Origin of the sequence: Schleiferilactobacillus perolens DSM 12744 (assembly GCF_001435585.1) — a bacterium.
GTDB lineage: Bacteria > Bacillota > Bacilli > Lactobacillales > Lactobacillaceae > Schleiferilactobacillus > Schleiferilactobacillus perolens.
In genome coordinates this window covers 13,993-35,305 of record NZ_AZEC01000009.1, presented here as the reverse complement: position 1 = coordinate 35,305, position 21,313 = coordinate 13,993, and the positions used below count along the sequence as shown (strand labels likewise).

Here is a 21,313-nt window from a genome sequence, read left to right as displayed (position 1 = left end):
TTATTATTGTTCAAAATAGATTGCCGGGACCACGATAGCCGGTTGTTGTGGGTGATGATAATACCACAACGCCTGCAAATTTGTATCGGCAGGTAACGAATATCCGCGCGGCACCAAGATCGCCGACCATTGAGTCAGTGCAAAATCAAACACCGCCCCGACGACAGTTAGCGGCGCGGGTGTCTTGATGGGCAGCAAAGACCATCCAGGCGTCCCATCACTGGTTGCCACCGGTGCCGGCCGCTGCTGGGGATCATCTGCCACCGGTTGCCACTTCGTCGTCGGGACAGGCAGCCGCCATTGCGGCAATGGCTTCAATAACTGCTTGAGAACCACCATATCGCGCAGCTGGCCCCATTCATCCTGAATAGGTGTTTCATACTGCTTAAAGAAATAAGGGCGGACATGGTCGAAGCGGAAACCATTTTGCAAATAAAAATGTAACTGCTGCGGTCCGGTGTCGCCGGTGCCCACGCTCAAAGTCCACCAGCCGCGTTGACGGTAGTTAGTCAATAAAGCTTGGAGGAACGCACTGCCAGCACCGCGATTTTGGCCAGCCGGGGTGATCGCAATGGCCATCAATTCCCCCTCATAAGGGTTGCGCGGTAAAACCGCCGCCACGCCAATCACCGTACCATTCACCCTCCACAGCCACCGGTCAGATCGATCGATATACTGGGCCAACATCTTTTGATCTTCATCCGCCAGTAGAAACAGTGCTCGATACAGCTGCCAATCGCCCGTCAATTCTTCTAGCAAAAATTTCACTCCTCAATGACCTGATATCACTATCATGCCCATTTTGCAGCTAAATGTGAAGATGCAATGGTAAATTTTCGCCAAAAAAAGAGGAGCCGTACAGCTCCCCTGTTCTTTGGGCATGTGTCAAAAATTAGTCTTTTACAACGTTGACAGCTTGAGGTCCACGATCGCTTTGTTCTACATCAAAAGTGACGCCTTGGCCTTCTTCGAGGGTCTTGTAACCGTCGCCTTGAATTGCAGAGAAGTGAACGAATACATCGCTACCATCTTCGCGAGTAATGAAGCCATAACCTTTTTCAGCGTTAAACCATTTGACAGTTCCATGTTCCATGAGAACTTCCTCCTTGATTGGTAAAAAATTGTGCATCTTTTGTTTGGTACTGGAAGAAAGTCTTTGAAAACATTCGAACCTTAACCATTCAAAAAGTACACTGTTATATTATCATGAACCGCCCAGCTCTGTAAAGTGGAAAGCCCTTTAATAAAGTCTTAAGAGGTAGAAGGAAGCCAATACTTTCGCGGGTTTTCGCCTACCGATTCTGACTGGCCACGATCTTATCAAAAGCGTCTTTCAAGCGCACCATCTGCCGCAAAAAAACAAGGTAAGCCGTAGCGGAAGCCTGTTGGAAAAATTGCTCCCGGGTATCTGGCAGACTCATCGCGGATAAGTCCTCCTGCAGTCGTTCCATGGCCGTCAAAGATGCTGGGACAGGATTATTCTTTTTCCGATCTTGCTTGATCAATGCGGCAATGAGCCGACCAATTTGCTGGCGTTGCGGCATCTGGGCGACGCGTTCGTCCAATAGCAGCTGCATCTGGCGCAGCAATTCGTATTGATTGTTCCGCATTTCAAAATACGCCTCGTAATACTCATTATCATCGAAGAGCTGATTATCTTGATGCCGTGCCGTCCAAGATGTTCCTTCGTTAATGGCTTGCTTCAAATTGCTCAGATGCTCCCACACTGTATGTTTGGCCGCGTCCCCTTCTTCACCCGCCATCAACAGATTGGCCTGTTGTCCGAGAACTTCAATCAACTCTTTCTCCACTGACGCCACATGGAATGAAATTTGATCTGATAGATTGGGCATGAACAAATTTAAGACCAGTCCAGTCAAAGCCGCAATCAGCAACACCGCCAATTGATTAAGTAAAATAGCAATCGTAATGGGCTGGACCACGAGCAATGGTAAAACCAGCACGGCACTGCCGATCATGGTATCTTGCAATCCCACCAAGTTGGTTAAGGCAATATACACCAGCAGCCATAAACCAAACGCCACGGCAGGATATGGAATCAAAGTAAAAAGACCCCAGGCGAGTCCTAAGCCAAACACCGTGGCCGCCGACTGCACGATGGCAAAACGCACCGTGGCGCGGGTGGTCGTCGCGATCGTCATCATGCTTAAAATGCCGGCCAGTGTCCAATAATGTAAACCCAATGCCGCTGCGATGGCCATCGCCACCGTTGCCGCCAGAGCTGTTTTGATCGTTCGCATGCCAATCCGCACTGAAATCACCTCTCGAATCATAGTCACTTGCCGTCATATACGTTATTATAGAGCTAAACAGAAATTGGAAAGAAGTGGAAAGGGTATGCGCCACACACTTTGGGGAAAAATTGTCTTTTTGGGGATGGCCTTTACTTTGCTTCTCGCCGGGTTAAGTGCCTGCGAGCCCAAGCCTTTGACTGACAAGGCTCAGCTCAAGAACACTGCCACTACTGTTTATCGTACCATCCGGGAACAGAGAAACGAAATTACCACGATCACGAATAGCTTGGAAAAGAGCCAATCGCTTTACGTCACTGAGCACAAACAAAAACCCAATGAAAACTTATTAAAGAACAAGCAAAGCGATGTTTACCAAAACTTTACCACGCGCACCGATGCCGTCGCAAAATTAACGGCCGCTTATAAAAAATTGACCACGGCCGAAGATACCCTCAATACTTTAGCCAAATCCAAAGCGCCGAATCTTCCCACAGAAAAAATCCAAGACCTGGGTCAAAGCCTCAAGATCATCAGCTTAGATCACACGACTTTCAGCCAATTCATGGATGAATTCACTAAGGCGGAACAGTCCTTCTATGCCGATACGGCTGATATGAATGACGAGAAGGACCTGGATACCGCCAATGGCCGCTTCAGCCAGTATTACGGCGCCCTCTTCCAACAAATGGAAATTATGCAGGCTAACTTGACCACAGCCAGTCAACAAAGTAAAGAACTGCTTGCCGAATTGAAATAAGCGGCTTGGCCATAAAAAATCCAGATTATCCAATTTTGCGGATAATCTGGATTTTTTTATTTGTGGCGGCGAGACACGATCCGCTGCATCGGCGTGACCACGAGTGGCGTCAATACCACCGCTGTGACCGCTTCAGTAATGAAGTTGGCTCCCAGCATAATCGTAATTAACCAGAACAAGCCCGTGGTACTGCTGGCCTGGCCAAAATCACGGAGCAAGATGGTGGGATTCTTCACGAAGAACAAGTAGGTGAACAGCACCACCAGCCCAGTATTCAAAAAAGTGCCAATAAATGCGGTGATACTGGCCAGCAAAGCCGGTATCCGTATGCGCTTTTGAAACTTTTGGTAGAGCCAGCCGACACTCCACCCCACGACCATTCGCGGGACGAGGGCAATCACTGGATTGGTAAACAATAGCACAGACAATGGGGACGGCGGCGCGGTGAACGCTCGCAGCAATGACAACCCGCCCCAGACAGTCCCCAGAACCAGCCCGCCACTGGGACCAAGCAGAATTGCTCCAATCGCCACAATAATGTGGCCCACGGTGATCGTGGGTGCGCCTGGAAAAATCGTGATTGGGACGTAGGTTTGAATCACCAACAATGCGATGAGCAAACTCATCAACGTAATTTGAAAAGTGGAAAACTTACGCATGATTTATCCTCCAACTTGTGATGAGTCTACTTTAACATACCGGGGTGTTGGAGAGTGAATACTTTGAACCGGTTGCTTGCGCTGTCGATACCACCGATGGCCAACGATAATCAGTAGCGCCGCCAACAATAGAATAAATGAAGCCCACCCCCACCACACCAACCAACGCCAGCCCTGGGCGGCATTCACCGATCGTTTAATCGCCGGGGTCAGCGGTACCCGCCGCCCAGTTAATAAAAGCCGGTGGGAATTAATCATATACGGTGTGCAGGTCATCAGGGTCACACGCTCTTCTTTTTCCGATAACTGAATGGTGTTCTGCTTGTTTGGTAATACCACTTGCCGCCGAAATATGCGATACGCCCGCTTTTTACCTTGTATCGTCAGCACGAAGGTGTCCCCGTGCTCTAAACGGTCCAGCCCGGTGAATAATTGTCGTTGTGGCAACCCACTATGGGCAGAGAGCAGCGCATGGGTATTTTTTTGTCCAGTGGGCATTGATGTCCCAGGCACCACACTGGCTCCCCGTTCTAACAACCAAGCCGTGGTACGATCAAACAAATTGACTGTCGACCGCAGCTTGGGAATCGTCACCGTGCCAAGGAAGTGTTCGGCTAAATAATCTCGGGTTCGTTCATCGCTCGCCTCCCCCCGAAACGGATCGACTCCTGTTTGCAGACCATCTTTCGCGATCTTCTGATTATGTTGGCCCATCTTTCTCTCTTGCTTTTTCCTTTGAGTAGCGGCTTCCCGGGCATATTGTTGCTGCTGCCAATCATCCAAGAAGCCGTTGAGGGCATTTACGTAGAAAGGATAACTAAAGATCAGAATGCCCACTACCACAATGAGCAATGCAATGCCGCCACGCCGCTTCGGAGCTTTAGTGTTTGCTTTCATGGCTGCCGCCACCTTTCTTCATCTGCCAGCTCAAAGTTGCGACTATCATGCCAAACAAGATCACACCGCTCATGCCGATAATGATCAACCGCAAAAGGCGCCGCCGATTAGTGGTATATACCTGGTGCACTTGCACGGCAGCCTTCTCTCCCCCAGTCCGGACGCGTTTTCCAGTGACTAACAACCGGTGAGTATTCACCATATAGGGCGTACAGGTGACTAAAGTCGCCAATGCTTGGCCAGCCCGTGGTTGAGTCTTACGCACAGCTTGCGGTTTGACCACTTCTTTTTTAATCACCGCATAAGTGGTTCGTTTGCCCGCCCAGGAAACGACGAAGTGGTCGCCAGTTTGCAATTCGTCTAACCGGTCAAAGCCTTGATGATTTGTCACGCCACTATGCGCGGTAATCACCGGTCGAGTGCCAGCGGTACCGCTCATTTGATTTTGACTGCGCCAAAGCGTGGCGCCTAGACTCAATGTTTTCTCGTTCGTTTCAGGAAATAGCGGCAGGGCGAGATTCAAGGTGGGGACGAGCACTTCCCCGGATTTGGCAGCACTCTGTTGTCCACTCACTTGGGCAGCGCCTGCCCTCACTGTCGCGACACTTCCTAACGCACTCAAGAGTGCGGGAATATAGAGTGCCAAAAACAATCCGGTTGCCAAACAAACGATAATCATTTTGACCCGATACGCCCGTTTCCGGGCCTGCATCTGTCGACCAATCCGGCTCATCTCTCACCACCTCCTTCAAAACGACGACAAGGGCCGATCTCCCGACCGCCCCTTGCCTGTCAATCTTATTTAAGTGAATTACGCCTTCGCCGGTTGTGCCCGAAATTTGTACCATACAATCCCGCCACACATTACCAGGAAACCAGCCAGCAGGAACATGATGATCCCAGGGCCGCCAGTGGATGGCAAACCACCTTCGGGGATGTTCTTGATGGTGGTCAGTTGACCCGCGTCACTCCAAGAGTTCAGCGCAACTTTGAATTCAACTGGCTTATCCAATAAGTTGAAGCCGTCTGGTGCTTTGGTTTCCACCAAGTTGTATTCGCCGTATTCTAATCCGCGAACTTCGATTTCACCCTTGTCGTTGGAAACTAGCTTAGTGGCTTTTTCCTTGTCAGTGATCCACTTAACATATTTCGCTGTTGTTACATCATAAGTGGCCAATGGTTTCTCGCCATCAGCATCTTCGGTGAACTGAGCATATCGCAGATCTGCACCGGTTCCTTTTGTCAGAACGAATTCGGCATCTTTCAAGAAATTCTTGTCGTTGGCGCCGTCGACTTTGAGGAACTTCTTACCCCCGGTGGTTAGTTGCGGGGCATCGTCTTTTATCGAACCTTCGGTGCCTTTGTGATCCCATTTCCAAGTGGCACCGTTTTTCATGGCCACATCTGGTGTTGCAAATTGATTCACTTGCAGGGTGTAATAGATTCGAACTTTCTTCCCTGCATAGGGTGCCAGCGCATTCGCTGCATCTTGACTTGTCTTATCCTCGGCATCACCACTGAATTTAAATTTCAGATCAAAACCGGCTAAGCCAGTCTCCGTTTCCTCGCCCAATTTATTTTTCGGGGTGAAAGTATAGTGATCAGTCAATTTCAAATCTTGCTCTGGTGCTTCTGTTAAGACAATTTTGTCTAGACTCACAAAAGATAACCCTGGTTTATTGACCTCATCGTCGAACTGAAATGCGTGATAGGTGGTATGTGTCTGATCATCTTTTTGGTAAGTCTTGCCAATTTCAAGGGGCATCGTGAATTCCAGGTAGTATTGAACTTGCTTACCTACTTCGATGTCCTTCACCGCCGAACTTGCTTCACCCTCTGAACCCACCATCTCTTTATTGAAGCCAGGCTGAATCTCGTTTTTCGGATAAAGATGAATATCGGTGAGTTCTTTTTCACCCTTCAAGATTGGCAGAACGACAATCATCGGAGCAGCTTTACCCTTCACGTTTTCAGGTGACTGGGTTTCATAGAAAACGTAGACTTGATGCTGACCGTCTTTAAATGCTGGTAAGTCAGCAAACTTTGCTAATCCGCCATTGGCAGTAGTTTGAGTGCCAACCAAATCTTTGGGATCCATTTCAGCTTCAGTGCCATGAGAAGCCACAAATTCCTTCATTTTGCGTTGAATGAAAGTCTTCATCGTCTCCCCTTGATCGGGGCCACCGCTTAAACTGGCACGGAATTCTTTCGTGATGTTGTATACCTGAAATTCAACACCGTCTAACGGGGTGGCATCTTTAAACTCGTCCATCTCTTCCCCGGTGTTCTCGATTAATTCAGGCATCTTATCAAATGCCTTCTTGTGTAATGTAATATCCACTGTGCTATCCGCTGTCGCCGCGCGTACACCTTGGGTTAGCCCGCCAAGCATCGATCCCAATAAGGGCAGTACCAGCGTCACCAACATGACCAAGCGCAACCATTTTCGCTGTTTCATCATTGCCGCCTCCTTTGATTCTCTTAGCTCTTCTCTCTTACTCTTTCAGCATAGCGAGTTGCTTCACAAGTCCGCAATGTTTGAAAACTGCGGTGAATATTTTCAGTGGGAATGTTGCGGTACCTCGCGATTCCCGCTCTGACAGGGATAACTTCATTGTGATTTGTTAGTTATTCTGCCGTTTTGTCAGATATTTCCAATTTCACCGGCATAACGTTGAAATTGGAAACAAATTATTTTTCCGGTTGCGACGATTCCGCCAATAAATGATGGCGGCAACGAAAATTAAGACGAATCCCACAATTGTTGCCATGGTCTTTACTGTGCCTGTTTGCGGCAACCACCCTTTGGCAGTGCTTGATCTGCCGGTGGGTTTCACGCTGTTCACCGGCGTGGGTTTACCAGGGGTACTTGGCGGCTTGCTGCCCTGCTGCGTGTTGTAAACCCGCGGCTTGGCTTGCTGCATGGCTTCTTCTGGTACTTTCCCGGAAATCAATTCCATTAGCGGCTGACCATTGACCATAACGGGTAAAAAGGTCCCTGATTCATCCCGCCATTCTTCTGGAACTTCCACTTTGATACCTTTCGCCGAAGCATCCAGATCGTAGCCGTTCACCGTTTGTACTTCTTCAAAGTAATAAGTGCCCGCAGAAAGGAACCGTTGACCCATATTGACTAATCCGTCCTTGTCCGAAGTGAACTTGTCCACCCGCTCGTCATTCAATGGATCGCTGGATGTCACCCAGCGGTTACCCAAGTCGTTTTCAGCTCCGAGTTGTAAATACCGTTTTTGATTGTTAATTAACTGATAGAGGACAAACTTGGCTCCTGCCAGACGAATCTCTTCGCCATTGACCTGCTTGCCAAACTTGAAGAAATACGGGTCCCGCACGTAAGCCGCGTTTTTTGGATAAATATGGATCTGATTTAACGCAGATTCCTCTGAGGGATGCATCATAGGCAAGATCATCACAATGGGCGATGTCTTTTGGGTCATGTCGATATTGAGTCCCATTGATGGATCAAGCTGATCTTCCAGAATCAAATACACTTTTTTGTTCTTGACCGCCCCCTGGGTTACATTGAATCGAGCAATCCCATCTTCACCAAGCGCGTCGTCCGATTTTGTCTTCACTGTCGCCACTAATGGCAATTCCTTTTTTGCCCAAGTAAGTGTCTGGCGCCGAGGCTTATCCCGATAAAGATCAATGAACAGTTGATCACTGAATGGTTGATTATCATGGGCAGATGGTTCCCAATCTTTTTTGACCCGGGCATACTCTGCAGATAAATCAAAGATGTGGAAATTGGCGCCATTCAATCCAGATGTTTTACTCAGCAACTTGTGGTTCGGATCAGATATCAACAAACCATCATTGACGTACCACACATCTTCTGGTGAACGAACATCCCGATACACACGTTTGTGCATGACAATTTCGACAGTCTCGGTGTCTGCCGCATGCGTGTTGTGCAAGAATAAGTTGGGTGCCAAAAGGAGCGGCAGCAGCAGACTCAACAATAGCGTTTGCATCCAGTGATACTTTTTCATGATCGTCGCCCCTTTCTGCCTTGGACATAATAGCCAATCCCCACATTCAGAGCGGCAAATGCAAAACTACCCGCAATCAGATACCAAGTCGTTTGGCCCCACCCACCGGTTGCTGGCAACCCGCTCACGACGGGACGATTCTGGATCGTGTGACCAAACACCAACTGATTGGCCTGGAGCGGCTTGCCATCTGCGGTAATGGTCTTCATGTCCTCCGTCACCACAATCGTGATCGGTTCCTTCAATAACTCATAACCAGCCGGTGCTTCAATTTCCGTCAATGTGTATTTGCCGGGTGCTAAGCGGGGAAATACGAATGTACCTACAGAATGTTCATCATCGGGTACCGTTTTGTCGTAACCGTTTGGCCCTTGCAGGCGGAACTTCGCACCTACCAACAGCGCATTGTTCTCATCGACTTTTCTCAATCGCAGGGAGAGTAATTTCCTATTCACAATCTTCTGCACTGATTGACCAGTATCCTTAAACTGCAAGATTGCTTGCCCATCTTTAACTACGATCTCGACTAGCCATTCTGTGGGACCCACCGTGTTCTGGGTCTTTTCGACTAATCGGTATTCCCCTTCAGTGACCCCATTGAACTCAACAAACCCTTCGTCATTGCTGACTGCTGTGAAATGCTTTGTGGGATCAGTAGTGCTAGTCAGCGTGAAACTCATTCCCACTAATGGATGATCAAATTGATTGGTCTTATGAAAACCAACCGACTGACCCGTCACGGGTTTGTTAGTCACCTCTGCGATGTTGGCAATTAACTGTTCACTACCAGGCGCCACTTCATGGGCATTATCTGGCGCGGGTTGTTCAAATCCGGGCGGCGCTTTAGTCTCGTGGAAGTAATATTGATATTTTTTATCCTTTTGCTCGCGCAAACGCACCCGAATCTGACCATGACTATCCGTGGTCAGGGTTTGTGCTTCGTTGCGCTGACTAGTCCACTTTTCTGGACTAGTTTGAGCCAAGTATTCCGTTTTACCATCCAAGACCCGATACATAATAAAATCTGCGTCCGCCAACATGATCTGATCTTCGGAATTAGATTTGTTCACACCCAACAGAAAATCAACGAGCGTTTCCAGTGGCGGCGTGTAAAAGTTATGGGCTTCAGCACCGCCGCTTTGTTGAAAGTTCTTAGTCCATAAATAACCGTTAATGTGGGCGCCAGACCACGCAACTGTGGCTAGCGGTGCGATCATCGACCCAGAGAGGGCGGTTCCATAACAGTCCATCGGGTCAAAATACGCCTGGTTGTAATTATTCACGGCAGAATTGTTCACGGGCGGAACATAGGGTGCCTCCGCCGTTTTTTCCAGTGCGTAATTCGTGACTTGCGTCGCTTTGGGCAGCCAATAAATCGTTTTTCCAGCCACTTTCTGACTCTTGTCACCCGCGTTAGTATCCCGAGCAACTACCTTAGGCTGGTCGGTCGTGATAATGATTCGTTTCACGGCTGGATCATTCACCGCCGGATTATTCTTATGCAGTCCAGGAATATAAGCCGTGTCCGTTCCTGGCCGAGCTGGCACATGGATAATCAAGGTGCCGGCGTCTTCGGTCGATTGGTGGATTGGAACATCCATCGAATCGTCGCCACCCCAGCCCCAAAATGAGCTCACTGTTTGTTCTATGCCATCTACGGTGTATGGTTTGCCTTTATTATCGCCAACTAAGCGGGTCAGCTCGTCTTCTACCATCCCTTGCGTGGCAAAAATTCGAGCAAAAATGTCATCCATTTTAGGCGCATCGCCTTCGTCCGTGTGGTAGACCCGGCCATTGGCCCGAACCGGATTTGTCCCATTCTGCAGCCAAGAGTTCAAGTCTTTAACTGCTTGGTGCCGGACCACGAAGTATCCATTATTCTGACCTTGTCCCGCCTGACCACTGACCAACGCATGGCCGCCTTCGCCGTACTTGTGGATCTCACCACCCATTAATAATGCGATTCGATGTTGATCCGTCAGCGGATGGCTCTCTACATCGTTCGATCCGCCGCCGCTGCCATTAAAAAAACCTGCATAGTTAAAATTGGTGTTACCATTGCCGTATCGGTTGGTAGCCGGGATCGTGCTGTTCCCTTGAATCGCCATCGCGCCTTCCGTATCGGCACCATCCGCACTGTGGTCGCCGGACAGCACCACATTGTAAAGAAAGATGTTGGACTCATCGCCGGCATTCTTCATTCGAATATCCGAGATGAAGGGTCGTGATTTGAATGTGGCTTTATATGTGTGTTCGTGCCATTCACTTTCAGTTTCCGCGTGGGCCACTGGCGATTGGATCAATCCGCTGAATAACGCAATCAAAACGGTCCAAAAACCTAACCCGATCAATCGTCTGGAGTTCATGAGCGGCCTCCTTTCATGTTGCTGTGTACACGACTTGCTCATCTCTACACTCCCAGCATAACGGGCTGACTTAGGCGCTGGCAAAGTTCATCAGGAAGCCAAATACCACATCATTTATTTTCAAAACCAATAAAACACGGCCATTGATTCCCCATATAATGGGAACCGATAGCCGTCTTGTTTCTAAGCGCTGTATAGCAGCGTCAGATTTAACAAAATCCCTCGCTTCACCAACGTAAAAAAGAAATACAATTTTTAGGCAAAATCGCGCATCATCTCTTTGCGCTCTCAATCATGCGCCTCTGGACAGATGATGCGCGAACACATTAGAAATCTAGCATCAGTTGCAATTCGTTGCGGAGTGTTTAATAAATTGTTAAAATAAGCCCTATTATTAAGACAGAAAGCGGGTTTCACTGTGGTGCAATTACCCCAAACAGACCAAGAACTGACGGCGTTGGTGCAGGAAGTTTCACTCCATACCTTCCACCGCCCTTTTTTGCACCAAGCTGTCTTTAATCGGCGGTTACGCACGACCGGCGGCCGCTACCGGTTGCGTGATCACGATATTGAAATCAACCCCCGCCTATTGCAGTATTACGGCGCAGCGGAACTGCTGGGTGTGATCAAACATGAGTTATGCCATTACCATCTGCATTTGCAAAAACGTGGGTATCAACACAAAGATGCGGACTTCAAACAGTATTTAGCGGCTAGTGGCGGCAGTCGATTTGCCCCGCCAATGCCGCCCCGGGCGGACAAAACAGTGAATTATCTCTATGAATGCCCAAATTGCCACACCAAATATCCCCGCCAACGCAAAATTGACACCCGCCGTTATGTATGCGGCCGGTGCCATCACCATTTACAGTTGGTCGGTACGCAGGTGAAAATGACGCAAATTAGCGCCTGACCAGCAAAAAGGGCTTGAATCGCGTTCTTACTTCGTGATAAACTGTTTAAGGACGTTTTTTGCGGGCGTGGCGGAATGGCAGACGCGCAAGATTAAGGATCTTGTGACCAATATTGGTCATGGAAGTTCGAGTCTTCTCGCCCGCATCATAGAATACAGATTAGTCCCATCAGATCAGCTTTCGCAGCCGGTTTGATGGGATTTTTTATTTTCGGTCAACTCTAGACTTCGCACAATAAGCCAAATGCGTGCTCTTACACTCAAAGTTGACTAAACTAACAGTATACGAAAGGGGCAAAAGTAATGACTTGGAAACGCATCACAGCCATCGTGGTTGGTTTATTAGTCGTTGGCTTAATTGGTTGGAGTGTCTTCTTTGCTGGTCGACGAAACACTGCGGTGACTGTCACCACCGCCAAAGCGGCCCGCCAAAACATTACCGCCACCGTAGCGACCACGGGGACGATTATTCCGACGCAGCAAGCGAACTTGTCCGGCAGTGGCGTGGTCACGGCCGTCAATGTCCAAGTAGGTGACACCGTGAACCAGGGACAGGTCCTCGCCACGTACAACCGCACAACTAATCTCACAGCGACCCAAGCGGGTACGGTGACAGCGGTGAATATTCAAGCTGGTCAAACTGATAATAGTGCTGCTGCGGGCAAGGCCGCCATCACGATCGCGAATTTGAGCGACTTACGAGTCCAATTGTCTCTGACAAAATCAGAATCCGCCCAAGTGAAAAAGGGACAAAGGGCGAAGCTAACTTATTTGAATCAGACGGACACTGGGCAAGTGGCCAGTGTGGCGCCCACAGCCACCACCACGACGAGTGCCACTGGCGCTTCCACCCCGACCCGGGCGGCCCAGGTGACTTTCACCAAACAACCAACGAATTTGGTCCCGGGATTCGATATTGATGTCACGATTACCGTGGATTCGGCCAAAAACGCTTTGACCATTCCCCAAGAAGCGATCACTTACGATCGGAACAATCATCCGTTGGTATTCCGCGTGGTTAAGGGCAAAGCTCGCCAGACATCAATCACCACTGGACTCCAATCGAATACCCGTATCGCTGTCAGCGAAGGATTAGCTGCCGGAGACGTGATTATTTTGTCCCCCAGCACGAGTCTAAAGAATGGAAGTGCGGTGACGGCGAAATGAGTCTGATTAGTTTGACCCACATCGTTAAAACGTACCGCACCGGAGATGAAACACTGCACGTTTTGAAAGATGTCAATCTGACCGTTAACACGGGTGAGTTTTTAGCAATCATGGGTCCCTCTGGTTCCGGCAAATCGACGATGATGAACATCATGGGACTACTGGATAATTTTGATGCGGGTGTCTACACCTTAAACAACCAAGACGTCACCCATTTGAACGAAAATCAACGGGCCCATGTGCGCAATAAAGAAATTGGTTTCGTATTTCAATCCTTCAATCTCATGCCGCGGATGACGTTGCTGGAAAACGTCGCCCTGCCCATGGTTTACGCCGGCATTGGCCGCGGTGAGCGAAAAGATCGGGCGGCAGACGCTTTGACGCAGGTCGGCCTGGGGGATCGAGTGGATCATCAACCCAATGAAATTTCTGGTGGGCAAATGCAGCGAGTCGCGATTGCTCGGGCCATTGTGAACCGCCCAGCAGTCATCATGGCTGATGAACCCACGGGAAATTTGGACAGTCACACATCACTGGAAATCGTACGGATATTTCAAGAATTGAACGCCGCGGGGACGACCATCGTCATGGTCACCCACGAGCCCGATATTGCCCAATATGCAAAACGGATTGTGTCCTTCCGCGACGGTATTGTACAAAAAGATGAGCCAGTCGCCAACCCACCCCAACTCTTTTCCCAGGAGGTGTCCTCATGACCTTGCTGGAAAGTTTCAAAATGGCGCTGGATGCGATTCGGGCCAACAAGATGCGTTCTTTCCTCACCATGCTGGGAAACATCATTGGGATTGCTGCCGTCATCGCCATTCTAGCGATCGGGAACGGGGCAACGACCCGCATCACCGGTACCTTCAATGATCTCGGGGCAACCACAGTTTCTTTAAGCGTCTCCAACAATGCCAGTAACGATGAACAAATCACGGATCAGGACCTGCAAGCCATCAAAAACACCGATGACCGAGTCACTGCGATTTCTCCGAATTACACCCTTTCTGGCTTTGCGGCAGCTAGTGGCGATGAAAAGACGGCGCTGATCTTCGGCGGCAGTCCAGACTTACAACGGACCAGTAACGTGATGGACCCGAGTTTGGTGTCCGGCCGTTACTTTACTCAGGCGGATTATGATGAATCTGCACCGGTAGCAGTAATTTCGGCGGATGGGGCCAAATCTCTATTCAACAATCAAACGAATATCGTTGGCAAAATGATGACATTGCGCAGCCGTACCACCAGCATCAGTGTCCGGATTATTGGGGTCACCAAGAGCACTGCCGATAAATTTCAGGGTGCAGTACGCCGCAACAGTTTCCCAGTTTATGTGGCCATCCCCTATTCCACGATGAAACTCGTCAGTATCAATGCAGGCGGTATCACCGATGTGACCATCAAGGCTCGTTCGCGTAACGATATCACGGCTGTCTCACAAAACACGGTACGTCTGCTTGAAACCCGTCATGATGTAGTCGGTCAGCAGTTATATACAGCCCGTAATTATCTTTCGGCGCTGGATCAAGTGGATAATGTCTTGACACTATTCGTTGAATTTATTGCCGCCGTGGCAGCCATTGCCTTGGTTGTCGGCGGGATCGGTGTGATGAATATTATGCTGGTCTCCGTGACGGAACGGACCCGGGAAATCGGTACCCGTAAAGCTCTGGGTGCCACGACACGGGACATTATGATCCAGTTCTTAACTGAAGCGGTCATTCTCTCCTTGATTGGCGGTATTATCGGTTTAATGCTGGGCATCATCGTGGCCGAATCAGTCGCTGCCGCTCTGGCGATCACTGCCACGATCACCTGGCAAGCCATTGTTTTAGTCCTCGTCTTTGCCAGCGCGGTCGGTATTTTCTTCGGTATCTACCCCGCCCGCAAAGCTGCTAAGCTCAATCCAATCGAAGCCCTCCGCTACGAATAAGGACGCATAAACGCGGGCAAGAAGGTGACTATTCACCTTCTTGCCCGCGTTTATTTTTTGTGCCATATTTCCCGGGAAATATTTAATCAAAGAACTCTAACAAATCTTCCCGTTTTAGATTCTTCTTTTCCGCAGCGTTATAATCCGCCCGCAACCGACCATTGTCTAGAACGATGAGCCGATTGCCATACTGCAAAGCGTCATCCATCCGGTGGGTGATCATCAGCGCAGTAAGTTTCCGCTCCTTGATGATTTTGTCCGTCAGAGCCATCAACTGTGCACTGGTGTGTGGGTCCAATGCTGCCGTGTGCTCGTCCAACAACAGCAACGCCGGATCCTTTTGCACCGCCATCAGCAGGCTCAGTGATTGCCGCTGTCCACCGGACAAGGTCTCGGTGGGACTATCCAGCAGTTGGTCCAAGCCGTTGCCGAATTGCGCCGTCTCTTCTTTCAACTGGTCCCGCTGGGCTTCCAGCCGGCGGCCGCGCAATGTGCGCCGCTCGCCGCGATGTTGTGCCAACACCAAGTTTTCTGCCACACTCATCCGCCCAGCGGTCCCCATCTTGGGGTCTTGAAAGACCCGACTGATGTACTTGGCCCGTTGAATGGCATTCAACGCCGTGACATTCTTACCCGCAAATGTAATCGTACCGCTGGCGGACAGGTTGCCGGCAATGGCGTTGAACAGCGTCGACTTGCCGGCCCCATTGGTCCCTAGCACAGTGATAAAGTCTTGGGGCGCAATCGTGAGATTCATATTTTGCAAGATCGTCTTGCTTTGGTTTTGTTGATGCACGGTCACACTGACATTAGTTAACGATACGGCTGCTTCACTCATGATTTTCCACCTCTTGCCCTAATCCTTTTTTCAACGCGTGCTGCAACCGCACTTTGGCTTCCACCGTCGGCACCATCAACATAATGGCCAATACAACTGCGGAGATCAGCTTCAAGTCGACATCGCCGAAACCCAATCCGAGCACGATTAGCAGGACGAATCGATACAAAATACTACCGAGTACAGTGGCGACTAACCGCTGGTTCAACGTCAATTCGCCAAACACCACTTCGCCGATGATGATGGCCGCTAGCCCAATGACGATGACCCCGATCCCTTGGTTCACATCGGCGTATCCATTGTTTTGAGCAATCAAACCGCCGGCCAGGCCAACCAGACCATTAGCGACCATCAGACCCATATTCTTTTCAAAATCAGTATGAATCCCTAGTGATTGCGCCATGATCTCGTTATCTCCGGTGGCAATGAAAGCCTGCCCAAGGTTGGTTTGCAGGAACCACATCAGCAATATTGCAATCACAATGATGGCGCCAGTGCCAACTAAGACACTGTCAAAGTATGGCGGTAATGATTTCAAGAATGTGTTGTTGAACAAATTCGGCTGGTTAAGCAATGACAGGTTGGCCCGGCCCAGAATGTGCTGGTTGACCGAATAGAGCGCCGTCATCACCAATATTCCAGCGAGCAGTACCGGCACCTTGCCCTTGGTGTACAGCAGGCCTGTCGCTAAACCCGCCAGCATGCCGGCCCCAAACGCCAATAGCAGACTCAGCACGGGATCCACACCGCGGGTAATGGCCGCCACACTGACACAGGCCCCCAGCGGGAAACTGCCCTCCACGGTCATATCCGGGAAATCCAGGACCCGGAACGTAAGAAACAATCCAATGCCTAAAATACTCCATAATAATCCTTGCCCCATGGCTGATACGATAATACTCATTATTGAATCACCTCTCCGTTCTTCTTGGCTTGATCAATCAGCTTTTGCGGAATGGTGAAGCCAATCCGTTTGGCTTGCTTCAAGTTAATGACCAAATCTGACCGGGTCTTGTCGTCGATGGGGGTTGTCGCCAGCTTGGCCGTGCCCTTCAAGACCTTGGCTGCCATCCGCCCCGCCCGAACACCTAGATCAAATTGGTTCAACGACATCGTCGCCAATCCGCCATCTTTGACCATCGTATCCACGGTCGGGAAGATGGGCACGTTCTTGGTGTCTGCGACGTTGACCAGCGTTTGCATCGCACTGGCAATGGTGTTGTCCGTCGGCACCCAGACCGCGTCCACTTGGTTGACCATCGTTTGAGCGACCTGATTCACGTCATTAGTGGAGCTGACGTTATACTTCTTCACGGTCCAACCATATTGTTTCACCAGCTTCGTGAAGCGATTGACATCGGCTTGGGCAGAATCATCACTCAGAGTGGAAATGACCCCGATGGTCTTCAGCTTGGGCATCAACTCGTGAATTAGGGCCAGTTGCTTATTGATTGGTGCAGGATCAGACACCCCGCTAATGTTGCCGCCAGGATGTGTAATGCTTTTCACTAATTTTGCCCCCACGGGATCGGTCACCGCGCCAAGCACGATTGGGGTCGTCTTGGTGGTATTTGCCAAAGCCTGGGCCGATGGCGTCGCAATACCAACCACCACATCGCTATCAGCCCGTTCCACCAACGTTTGACTCATCGTCTTTAGATTACTTTGGTCGTTTTCCGCGTTACGGAAAACAATCTTCAAGTTTTTCCCCTGGGTATAGCCAGATTCTTTTAATCCGGCTACAATACCTTTATGAATTTGATCTAAGGCCGGGTGACTCATTAATTGCAAAATTCCCACCGTAGGAATCTTGGCTTTGGGAGTCACCTGTTTCCCGGTGGTGAAAAAGGCCACCCCGAGAAAGACCAGTAACGCGCCAATCATTGCTAACATACGCTTCATGCTAAACTCTCCTCCTAATATTCAAAAAGACGGCGCCGCTCAATGCGACCCCGCCAAAATTCAGAGGAATAAAAAAGCCGCATTGATGTTTTTACGCATCCATGCGGCAGCCAAAAGCGAACCCAGCATCGATACGTCCTGTATCTTTCGACAGGACGTATTATGTTGCACGTCCCATCAATGCCGGCTTTGCCACGAACTATTCATTTTAGTGACATTGATGAACAACATAGGATTCACTCTCTTTCCGTTTTCTTATGTTTCTGAGTATGCCATGCTCACCAAGTGAAGTCAAGCACTAAGAAAAACTTTTTTACACAAGCTGATTGACCCGGCCCAGATACTTGCCGATCTCATCCGTGGCCTTATCCTGCGCCTTCTCGGCATCATCAAAAGCCGCCACGTCGATCGTACGATCATCGTGCATACTGTCAATCATCGCCTGGCAACCGGCAATAAAATCTCGGAAGGCGGTCATCAACAAATGGTGATTGCCCATTAAGCGGGCCGGCACAGTGCTCTTTTGCAACGTGGCCAGCAAGTCGCGATAGCCATCGGTTCCCTTAGTAAAGTTCTCAATGATCTTCATGTACTTGTCTTCGGGCATCTCTTTTACCGCATCTTCAGTGATCGCATTTTTCACTGTCTGAAAATCTGGATCCATTTTCTCTTGCAGTGATGTCATGCCATCCACCAAATCATTGATGGTCTTTGCATAGAGTAAAAATTTTTGTTGTGCCTTTACCATGACCTTGACCTCCTAATTAATTTCCTTGTTCATTACTGTGGGCAATTATTGTTTACCCATACGGCGCTGAACAAATTTAACGATTTCCACAATAACCAGCATGGCCACCCCAGCGGATAATACAGTCAGCCACTGATACAGGTCCAGTTCCCGGACATGGAAGAGGCCATTGAATCCGGGCACCACAATGGTCACCGCAACCAACACCGTGGACACCAGAATCGCCCAGTTGAAGGCTTTATTCCGGAACGCCCCCACCTTGAAGAGTGACTGGTGAATGGATTTCACATTGAACGCGTGGAACAACTGAATTAAAGCTAAAGTGGCATAGGCCATCGTTAACGCATCCGCGTGGATATCACCAGTGGTGGTATGCACAGGATGCAGAATCCCGAAGAGATAAACACCAAGTGTCAAGGCGCCTTCAAGAATCCCTTGATAAATCACAGAACTGGCAACACCGCCGGAGAAGAAATTAGAATTCCGCCCCCGCGGTTTGCGCTTCATGATTCCCGGTTCAGTGGGTTCAACCCCCAAGGCAATCGCCGGGAAAGTATCAGTGACTAAGTTGATCCAGAGCAGCTGCACAGGCTTCAATACGTCCCAGCCCATCATGGTCATCATGAACAGGGTCAACACTTCACCGAGGTTTGCAGAAAGCAGGTACTGAATGGCCTTTTGGATATTGGCAAAGACTTTCCGGCCTTCTTCTACGGCTACCACGATGGTCGCAAAGTTGTCGTCCGCCAAGACCATATCAGATGCACCCTTGGAAACTTCGGTCCCAGTGATGCCCATACCGATCCCAATATCCGCCGATTTCAAGGCTGGGGCATCATTGACCCCGTCCCCAGTCATAGCGACGACTTTACCACGTTTTTGCCAAGCTTTTACGATCCGTACTTTATGCTCCGGTGAAACCCGGGCATAGACGGAATATTTCGAGACATTCTTTTCAAAGTCCTTGTCGCTCATGTCGTCCAACTGGGCACCCGTTAAGACGGCGGCATCGTCACCCGGTTGAATAATGCCTAACCGACCGGCAATGGCCTCGGCAGTGACTTGGTGGTCCCCAGTGATCATGATTGGCCGAATACCCGCACTCTTGGCTTCCGCCACAGCCTGAGCAGCTTCTGGCCGTTCCGGGTCGATCATAGCGACTAAACCAGAAAAGATCAGATCGTTTTCCACGGTTTGCGAATCCACTGTGGCCGGAATGGCATCAATATACTTGTATGCCATTCCCAGTACCCGCATGGCTTGTTTGGCCAAGGCCATGTTTTCAGCCAGCACGGCCTGCTTCTTCTCGGCGTCCAGTGGTTGAATGTCATCTTGGCCCATTTCAATCTGCGTCGCCCGTTCCAGTAATTGGTCCGGTGCGCCCTTCACCGCGACCAGGTAGCGGCCATCGGCTAATTTATGAATCGTGGACATTAATTTCCGTTCCGAATCAAACGGCACTTCGGTAACCCGGGGCGCCTTTTCCAGTGCAACCCGAACGTCATAGCCTTTGTCCAAACCATATTGCACTAAGGCCGTTTCGGTGGGATCGCCCAGCAGCTTGCCGTCACCCTGCATCTTGGTATCGTTGGCCAGATTCATATCCACCAACGCACTGATGCTGTCATCAATTGGATCACTAGCCGGATGCAATTTACCCCAATAGTACATTTGTTCCACGGTCATTTTGTTCTGCGTCAACGTCCCCGTTTTATCAGACGCAATGATGTCTGTGCTGCCCAAAGTTTCCACAGCAGGTAATTTACGGACCAGCGCATTCCGCTTGGCCATCTTTTGCGTACCCAGCGCCAAAATAATCGTGACGATGGCCGGCAGCCCTTCTGGAATAGCAGCGACGGCTAAGGAGATGGATATCAAAAGCATTTCCAGCAGCCCTTGGCCCCGCAGGAAGATACCCACCAGGAACATGATAGCCGCAATGACAATAATTAAGATACTGAGAATTTTACCCAGTTGGTTCAGGTTGACCTGTAATGGGGTGGACGTCTCTTCAGCACTGTTGATCATGCCCGCGATCCGGCCCACTTCGGTGTTCATCCCGGTCCCGACGACGACCCCTTCACCGCGGCCATAAGTGACGTTAGCGTTCATGTAGGCCATATTGGTCCGGTCCCCAATACCGACATCATCGCCGCTCAATGTATCCACGGTTTTGTCGACAGGGACGGATTCACCGGTTAACGCTGATTCTTCGATTTTAAGGGAAGCAGCATCCGTTAAGCGCAGATCCGCCGGGACAATGTCGCCCGCTTCCAGCAGCACAACATCCCCAGGGACCAAGTTTTCGGATTTGATCGTCAGCACTTCTCCGCCCCGCCGGACATGGGCGTCGGGGGTGGACATCTCCCGTAAGGCATCAATGGCTTCTTCTGCCTTGGATTCCTGAATCACACCCATCACGGCGTTGATCAGAACCACAGCCAAGATAATAATGGCGTCGGCCCATTCCTTCCCGACAAAGCCGGAAACTAATGCGGCAATCAGCAAGACAATGATCATGAAGTCTTTGAATTGGTCGATGAATTTTGCCAACATCGACTTGCGTTTAGCTTCAGCTAAAGCATTAGGACCGTACTCCTGGAAGCGCTGATCAGCATCTTGGGGGGTCAGACCATCAACCGATGTATCTAAGGCTTTACGCACATCGTCAATGGATTGGTTATAAAACTTTGCTTGAAGCTGTTGTTTCTTTGCTTCAGGTTCTGCCATTTAATAATTTCCTCCTCTTGTTTAGGAACACACACACCCGGGTGAAGAAAAAAAGAGACCTACACGCGGGGATTACTCGCACATAAGTCTCACAGTTTCAGACATGACCGGATTTAATATCTTGCTGACGATCAT

Annotated in this window: 19 protein-coding genes and 1 tRNA gene; 6 read left to right on the top strand and 14 right to left on the bottom strand. The window is 49.7% G+C overall.

The genetic code is table 11. The features are described 5' to 3' along the window. Positions 1 to 3: 3 nt before the first annotated feature. The 3 genes from FD09_RS10140 to FD09_RS10130 all read right to left on the bottom strand — a co-directional run bounded on the left by FD09_RS10140 (position 4) and on the right by FD09_RS10130 (position 2,261). On the bottom strand, positions 4 to 759 hold the full coding sequence (locus tag FD09_RS10140) for a GNAT family N-acetyltransferase (RefSeq protein WP_057820998.1): 756 nt from the start codon (positions 757 to 759) through the stop codon (positions 4 to 6). A 133-nt stretch (positions 760 to 892) separates the two neighbouring features. Further along, positions 893 to 1,093, bottom strand: a complete 201-nt coding sequence (locus tag FD09_RS10135; RefSeq protein ID WP_027828904.1) for a cold-shock protein — start codon at positions 1,091 to 1,093, stop codon at positions 893 to 895. 199 nt (positions 1,094 to 1,292) lie between these two features. Further along, positions 1,293 to 2,261, bottom strand: a complete 969-nt coding sequence (locus tag FD09_RS10130; RefSeq protein ID WP_162261507.1) for an aromatic acid exporter family protein — start codon at positions 2,259 to 2,261, stop codon at positions 1,293 to 1,295. 97 nt (positions 2,262 to 2,358) lie between these two features. Between FD09_RS10130 and FD09_RS10125 the strand changes: the two genes are divergently transcribed. Continuing rightward, entirely contained in the window at positions 2,359 to 3,012 is a 654-nt protein-coding gene (locus tag FD09_RS10125; protein WP_057820995.1) for a hypothetical protein, read from the top strand. Between the two features lie 56 nt (positions 3,013 to 3,068). Here the strand turns inward: FD09_RS10125 and FD09_RS10120 are convergent, their stop codons facing one another. From FD09_RS10120 to FD09_RS10095, 6 genes are all read right to left on the bottom strand, one after another. Beyond that, positions 3,069 to 3,671: an ECF transporter S component gene (locus FD09_RS10120; protein WP_057820993.1), complete on the bottom strand. Its 603-nt coding sequence runs from the start codon at positions 3,669 to 3,671 to the stop codon at positions 3,069 to 3,071. A gap of 3 nt (positions 3,672 to 3,674) precedes the next feature. After that, entirely contained in the window at positions 3,675 to 4,568 is an 894-nt protein-coding gene (locus tag FD09_RS10115) for a class C sortase (protein ID WP_057820991.1), read from the bottom strand. Further along, positions 4,552 to 5,301 (bottom strand): class C sortase, encoded by a 750-nt coding sequence (locus tag FD09_RS10110; protein ID WP_057820988.1) that lies wholly within the window; start codon positions 5,299 to 5,301, stop codon positions 4,552 to 4,554. Before FD09_RS10110 ends, FD09_RS10115 begins: the two co-directional genes overlap by 17 nt. Before the next feature lie 78 nt (positions 5,302 to 5,379). Further along, the gene (locus FD09_RS10105; protein WP_057820987.1) at positions 5,380 to 7,026 is read right to left on the bottom strand and encodes a SpaH/EbpB family LPXTG-anchored major pilin; all 1,647 of its coding nucleotides are present in this window, start codon (positions 7,024 to 7,026) and stop codon (positions 5,380 to 5,382) included. 202 nt (positions 7,027 to 7,228) lie between these two features. After that, positions 7,229 to 8,578, bottom strand: coding sequence for a pilin N-terminal domain-containing protein (locus tag FD09_RS10100; RefSeq protein ID WP_057820985.1), 1,350 nt, complete (start codon positions 8,576 to 8,578; stop codon positions 7,229 to 7,231). Then, positions 8,575 to 10,944: a prealbumin-like fold domain-containing protein gene (locus FD09_RS10095; RefSeq protein WP_057820983.1), complete on the bottom strand. Its 2,370-nt coding sequence runs from the start codon at positions 10,942 to 10,944 to the stop codon at positions 8,575 to 8,577. Before FD09_RS10095 ends, FD09_RS10100 begins: the two co-directional genes overlap by 4 nt. Before the next feature lie 418 nt (positions 10,945 to 11,362). On the opposite strand from FD09_RS10095, the gene FD09_RS10085 reads away from it, so the two are divergent. The 5 genes from FD09_RS10085 to FD09_RS10065 all read left to right on the top strand — a co-directional run bounded on the left by FD09_RS10085 (position 11,363) and on the right by FD09_RS10065 (position 14,960). Further along, a complete protein-coding gene (locus FD09_RS10085; protein WP_235812263.1) occupies positions 11,363 to 11,857 on the top strand; it encodes a SprT family protein in 495 nt (164 codons plus the stop codon). Positions 11,858 to 11,918: 61 nt separating this feature from the next. Next, a tRNA-Leu gene (locus tag FD09_RS10080) sits at positions 11,919 to 12,003 on the top strand. A gap of 157 nt (positions 12,004 to 12,160) precedes the next feature. Then, positions 12,161 to 13,024 carry an efflux RND transporter periplasmic adaptor subunit gene (locus FD09_RS10075; RefSeq protein WP_057820978.1) on the top strand — a complete coding sequence of 288 codons (864 nt, stop codon included), beginning with the start codon at positions 12,161 to 12,163 and terminating at the stop codon, positions 13,022 to 13,024. A gap of 2 nt (positions 13,025 to 13,026) precedes the next feature. After that, the gene (locus tag FD09_RS10070; protein ID WP_057821135.1) at positions 13,027 to 13,740 is read left to right on the top strand and encodes an ABC transporter ATP-binding protein; all 714 of its coding nucleotides are present in this window, start codon (positions 13,027 to 13,029) and stop codon (positions 13,738 to 13,740) included. Next, positions 13,737 to 14,960: an ABC transporter permease gene (locus tag FD09_RS10065; RefSeq protein ID WP_057820976.1), complete on the top strand. Its 1,224-nt coding sequence runs from the start codon at positions 13,737 to 13,739 to the stop codon at positions 14,958 to 14,960. The genes FD09_RS10070 and FD09_RS10065 overlap by 4 nt, the downstream gene beginning before the upstream one ends. An 82-nt stretch (positions 14,961 to 15,042) precedes the next feature. On the opposite strand, the gene FD09_RS10060 is transcribed toward FD09_RS10065, so the two are convergent. The 5 genes from FD09_RS10060 to FD09_RS10040 form a co-directional block, all read right to left on the bottom strand. Beyond that, the gene (locus FD09_RS10060; RefSeq protein WP_057820974.1) at positions 15,043 to 15,798 is read right to left on the bottom strand and encodes an ABC transporter ATP-binding protein; all 756 of its coding nucleotides are present in this window, start codon (positions 15,796 to 15,798) and stop codon (positions 15,043 to 15,045) included. Beyond that, positions 15,791 to 16,702, bottom strand: coding sequence for an ABC transporter permease (locus FD09_RS10055; RefSeq protein WP_057820972.1), 912 nt, complete (start codon positions 16,700 to 16,702; stop codon positions 15,791 to 15,793). The genes FD09_RS10060 and FD09_RS10055 overlap by 8 nt, the downstream gene beginning before the upstream one ends. After that, entirely contained in the window at positions 16,702 to 17,700 is a 999-nt protein-coding gene (trpX, locus tag FD09_RS10050) for a tryptophan ABC transporter substrate-binding protein (RefSeq protein WP_057820970.1), read from the bottom strand. The genes FD09_RS10055 and trpX overlap by 1 nt, the downstream gene beginning before the upstream one ends. 313 nt (positions 17,701 to 18,013) lie before the next feature. Next, positions 18,014 to 18,448, bottom strand: a complete 435-nt coding sequence (locus tag FD09_RS10045) for a hypothetical protein (protein ID WP_057820968.1) — start codon at positions 18,446 to 18,448, stop codon at positions 18,014 to 18,016. A gap of 45 nt (positions 18,449 to 18,493) precedes the next feature. Next, positions 18,494 to 21,178: a calcium-translocating P-type ATPase, PMCA-type gene (locus FD09_RS10040; protein WP_057820966.1), complete on the bottom strand. Its 2,685-nt coding sequence runs from the start codon at positions 21,176 to 21,178 to the stop codon at positions 18,494 to 18,496. Positions 21,179 to 21,313 lie beyond the last annotated feature (135 nt).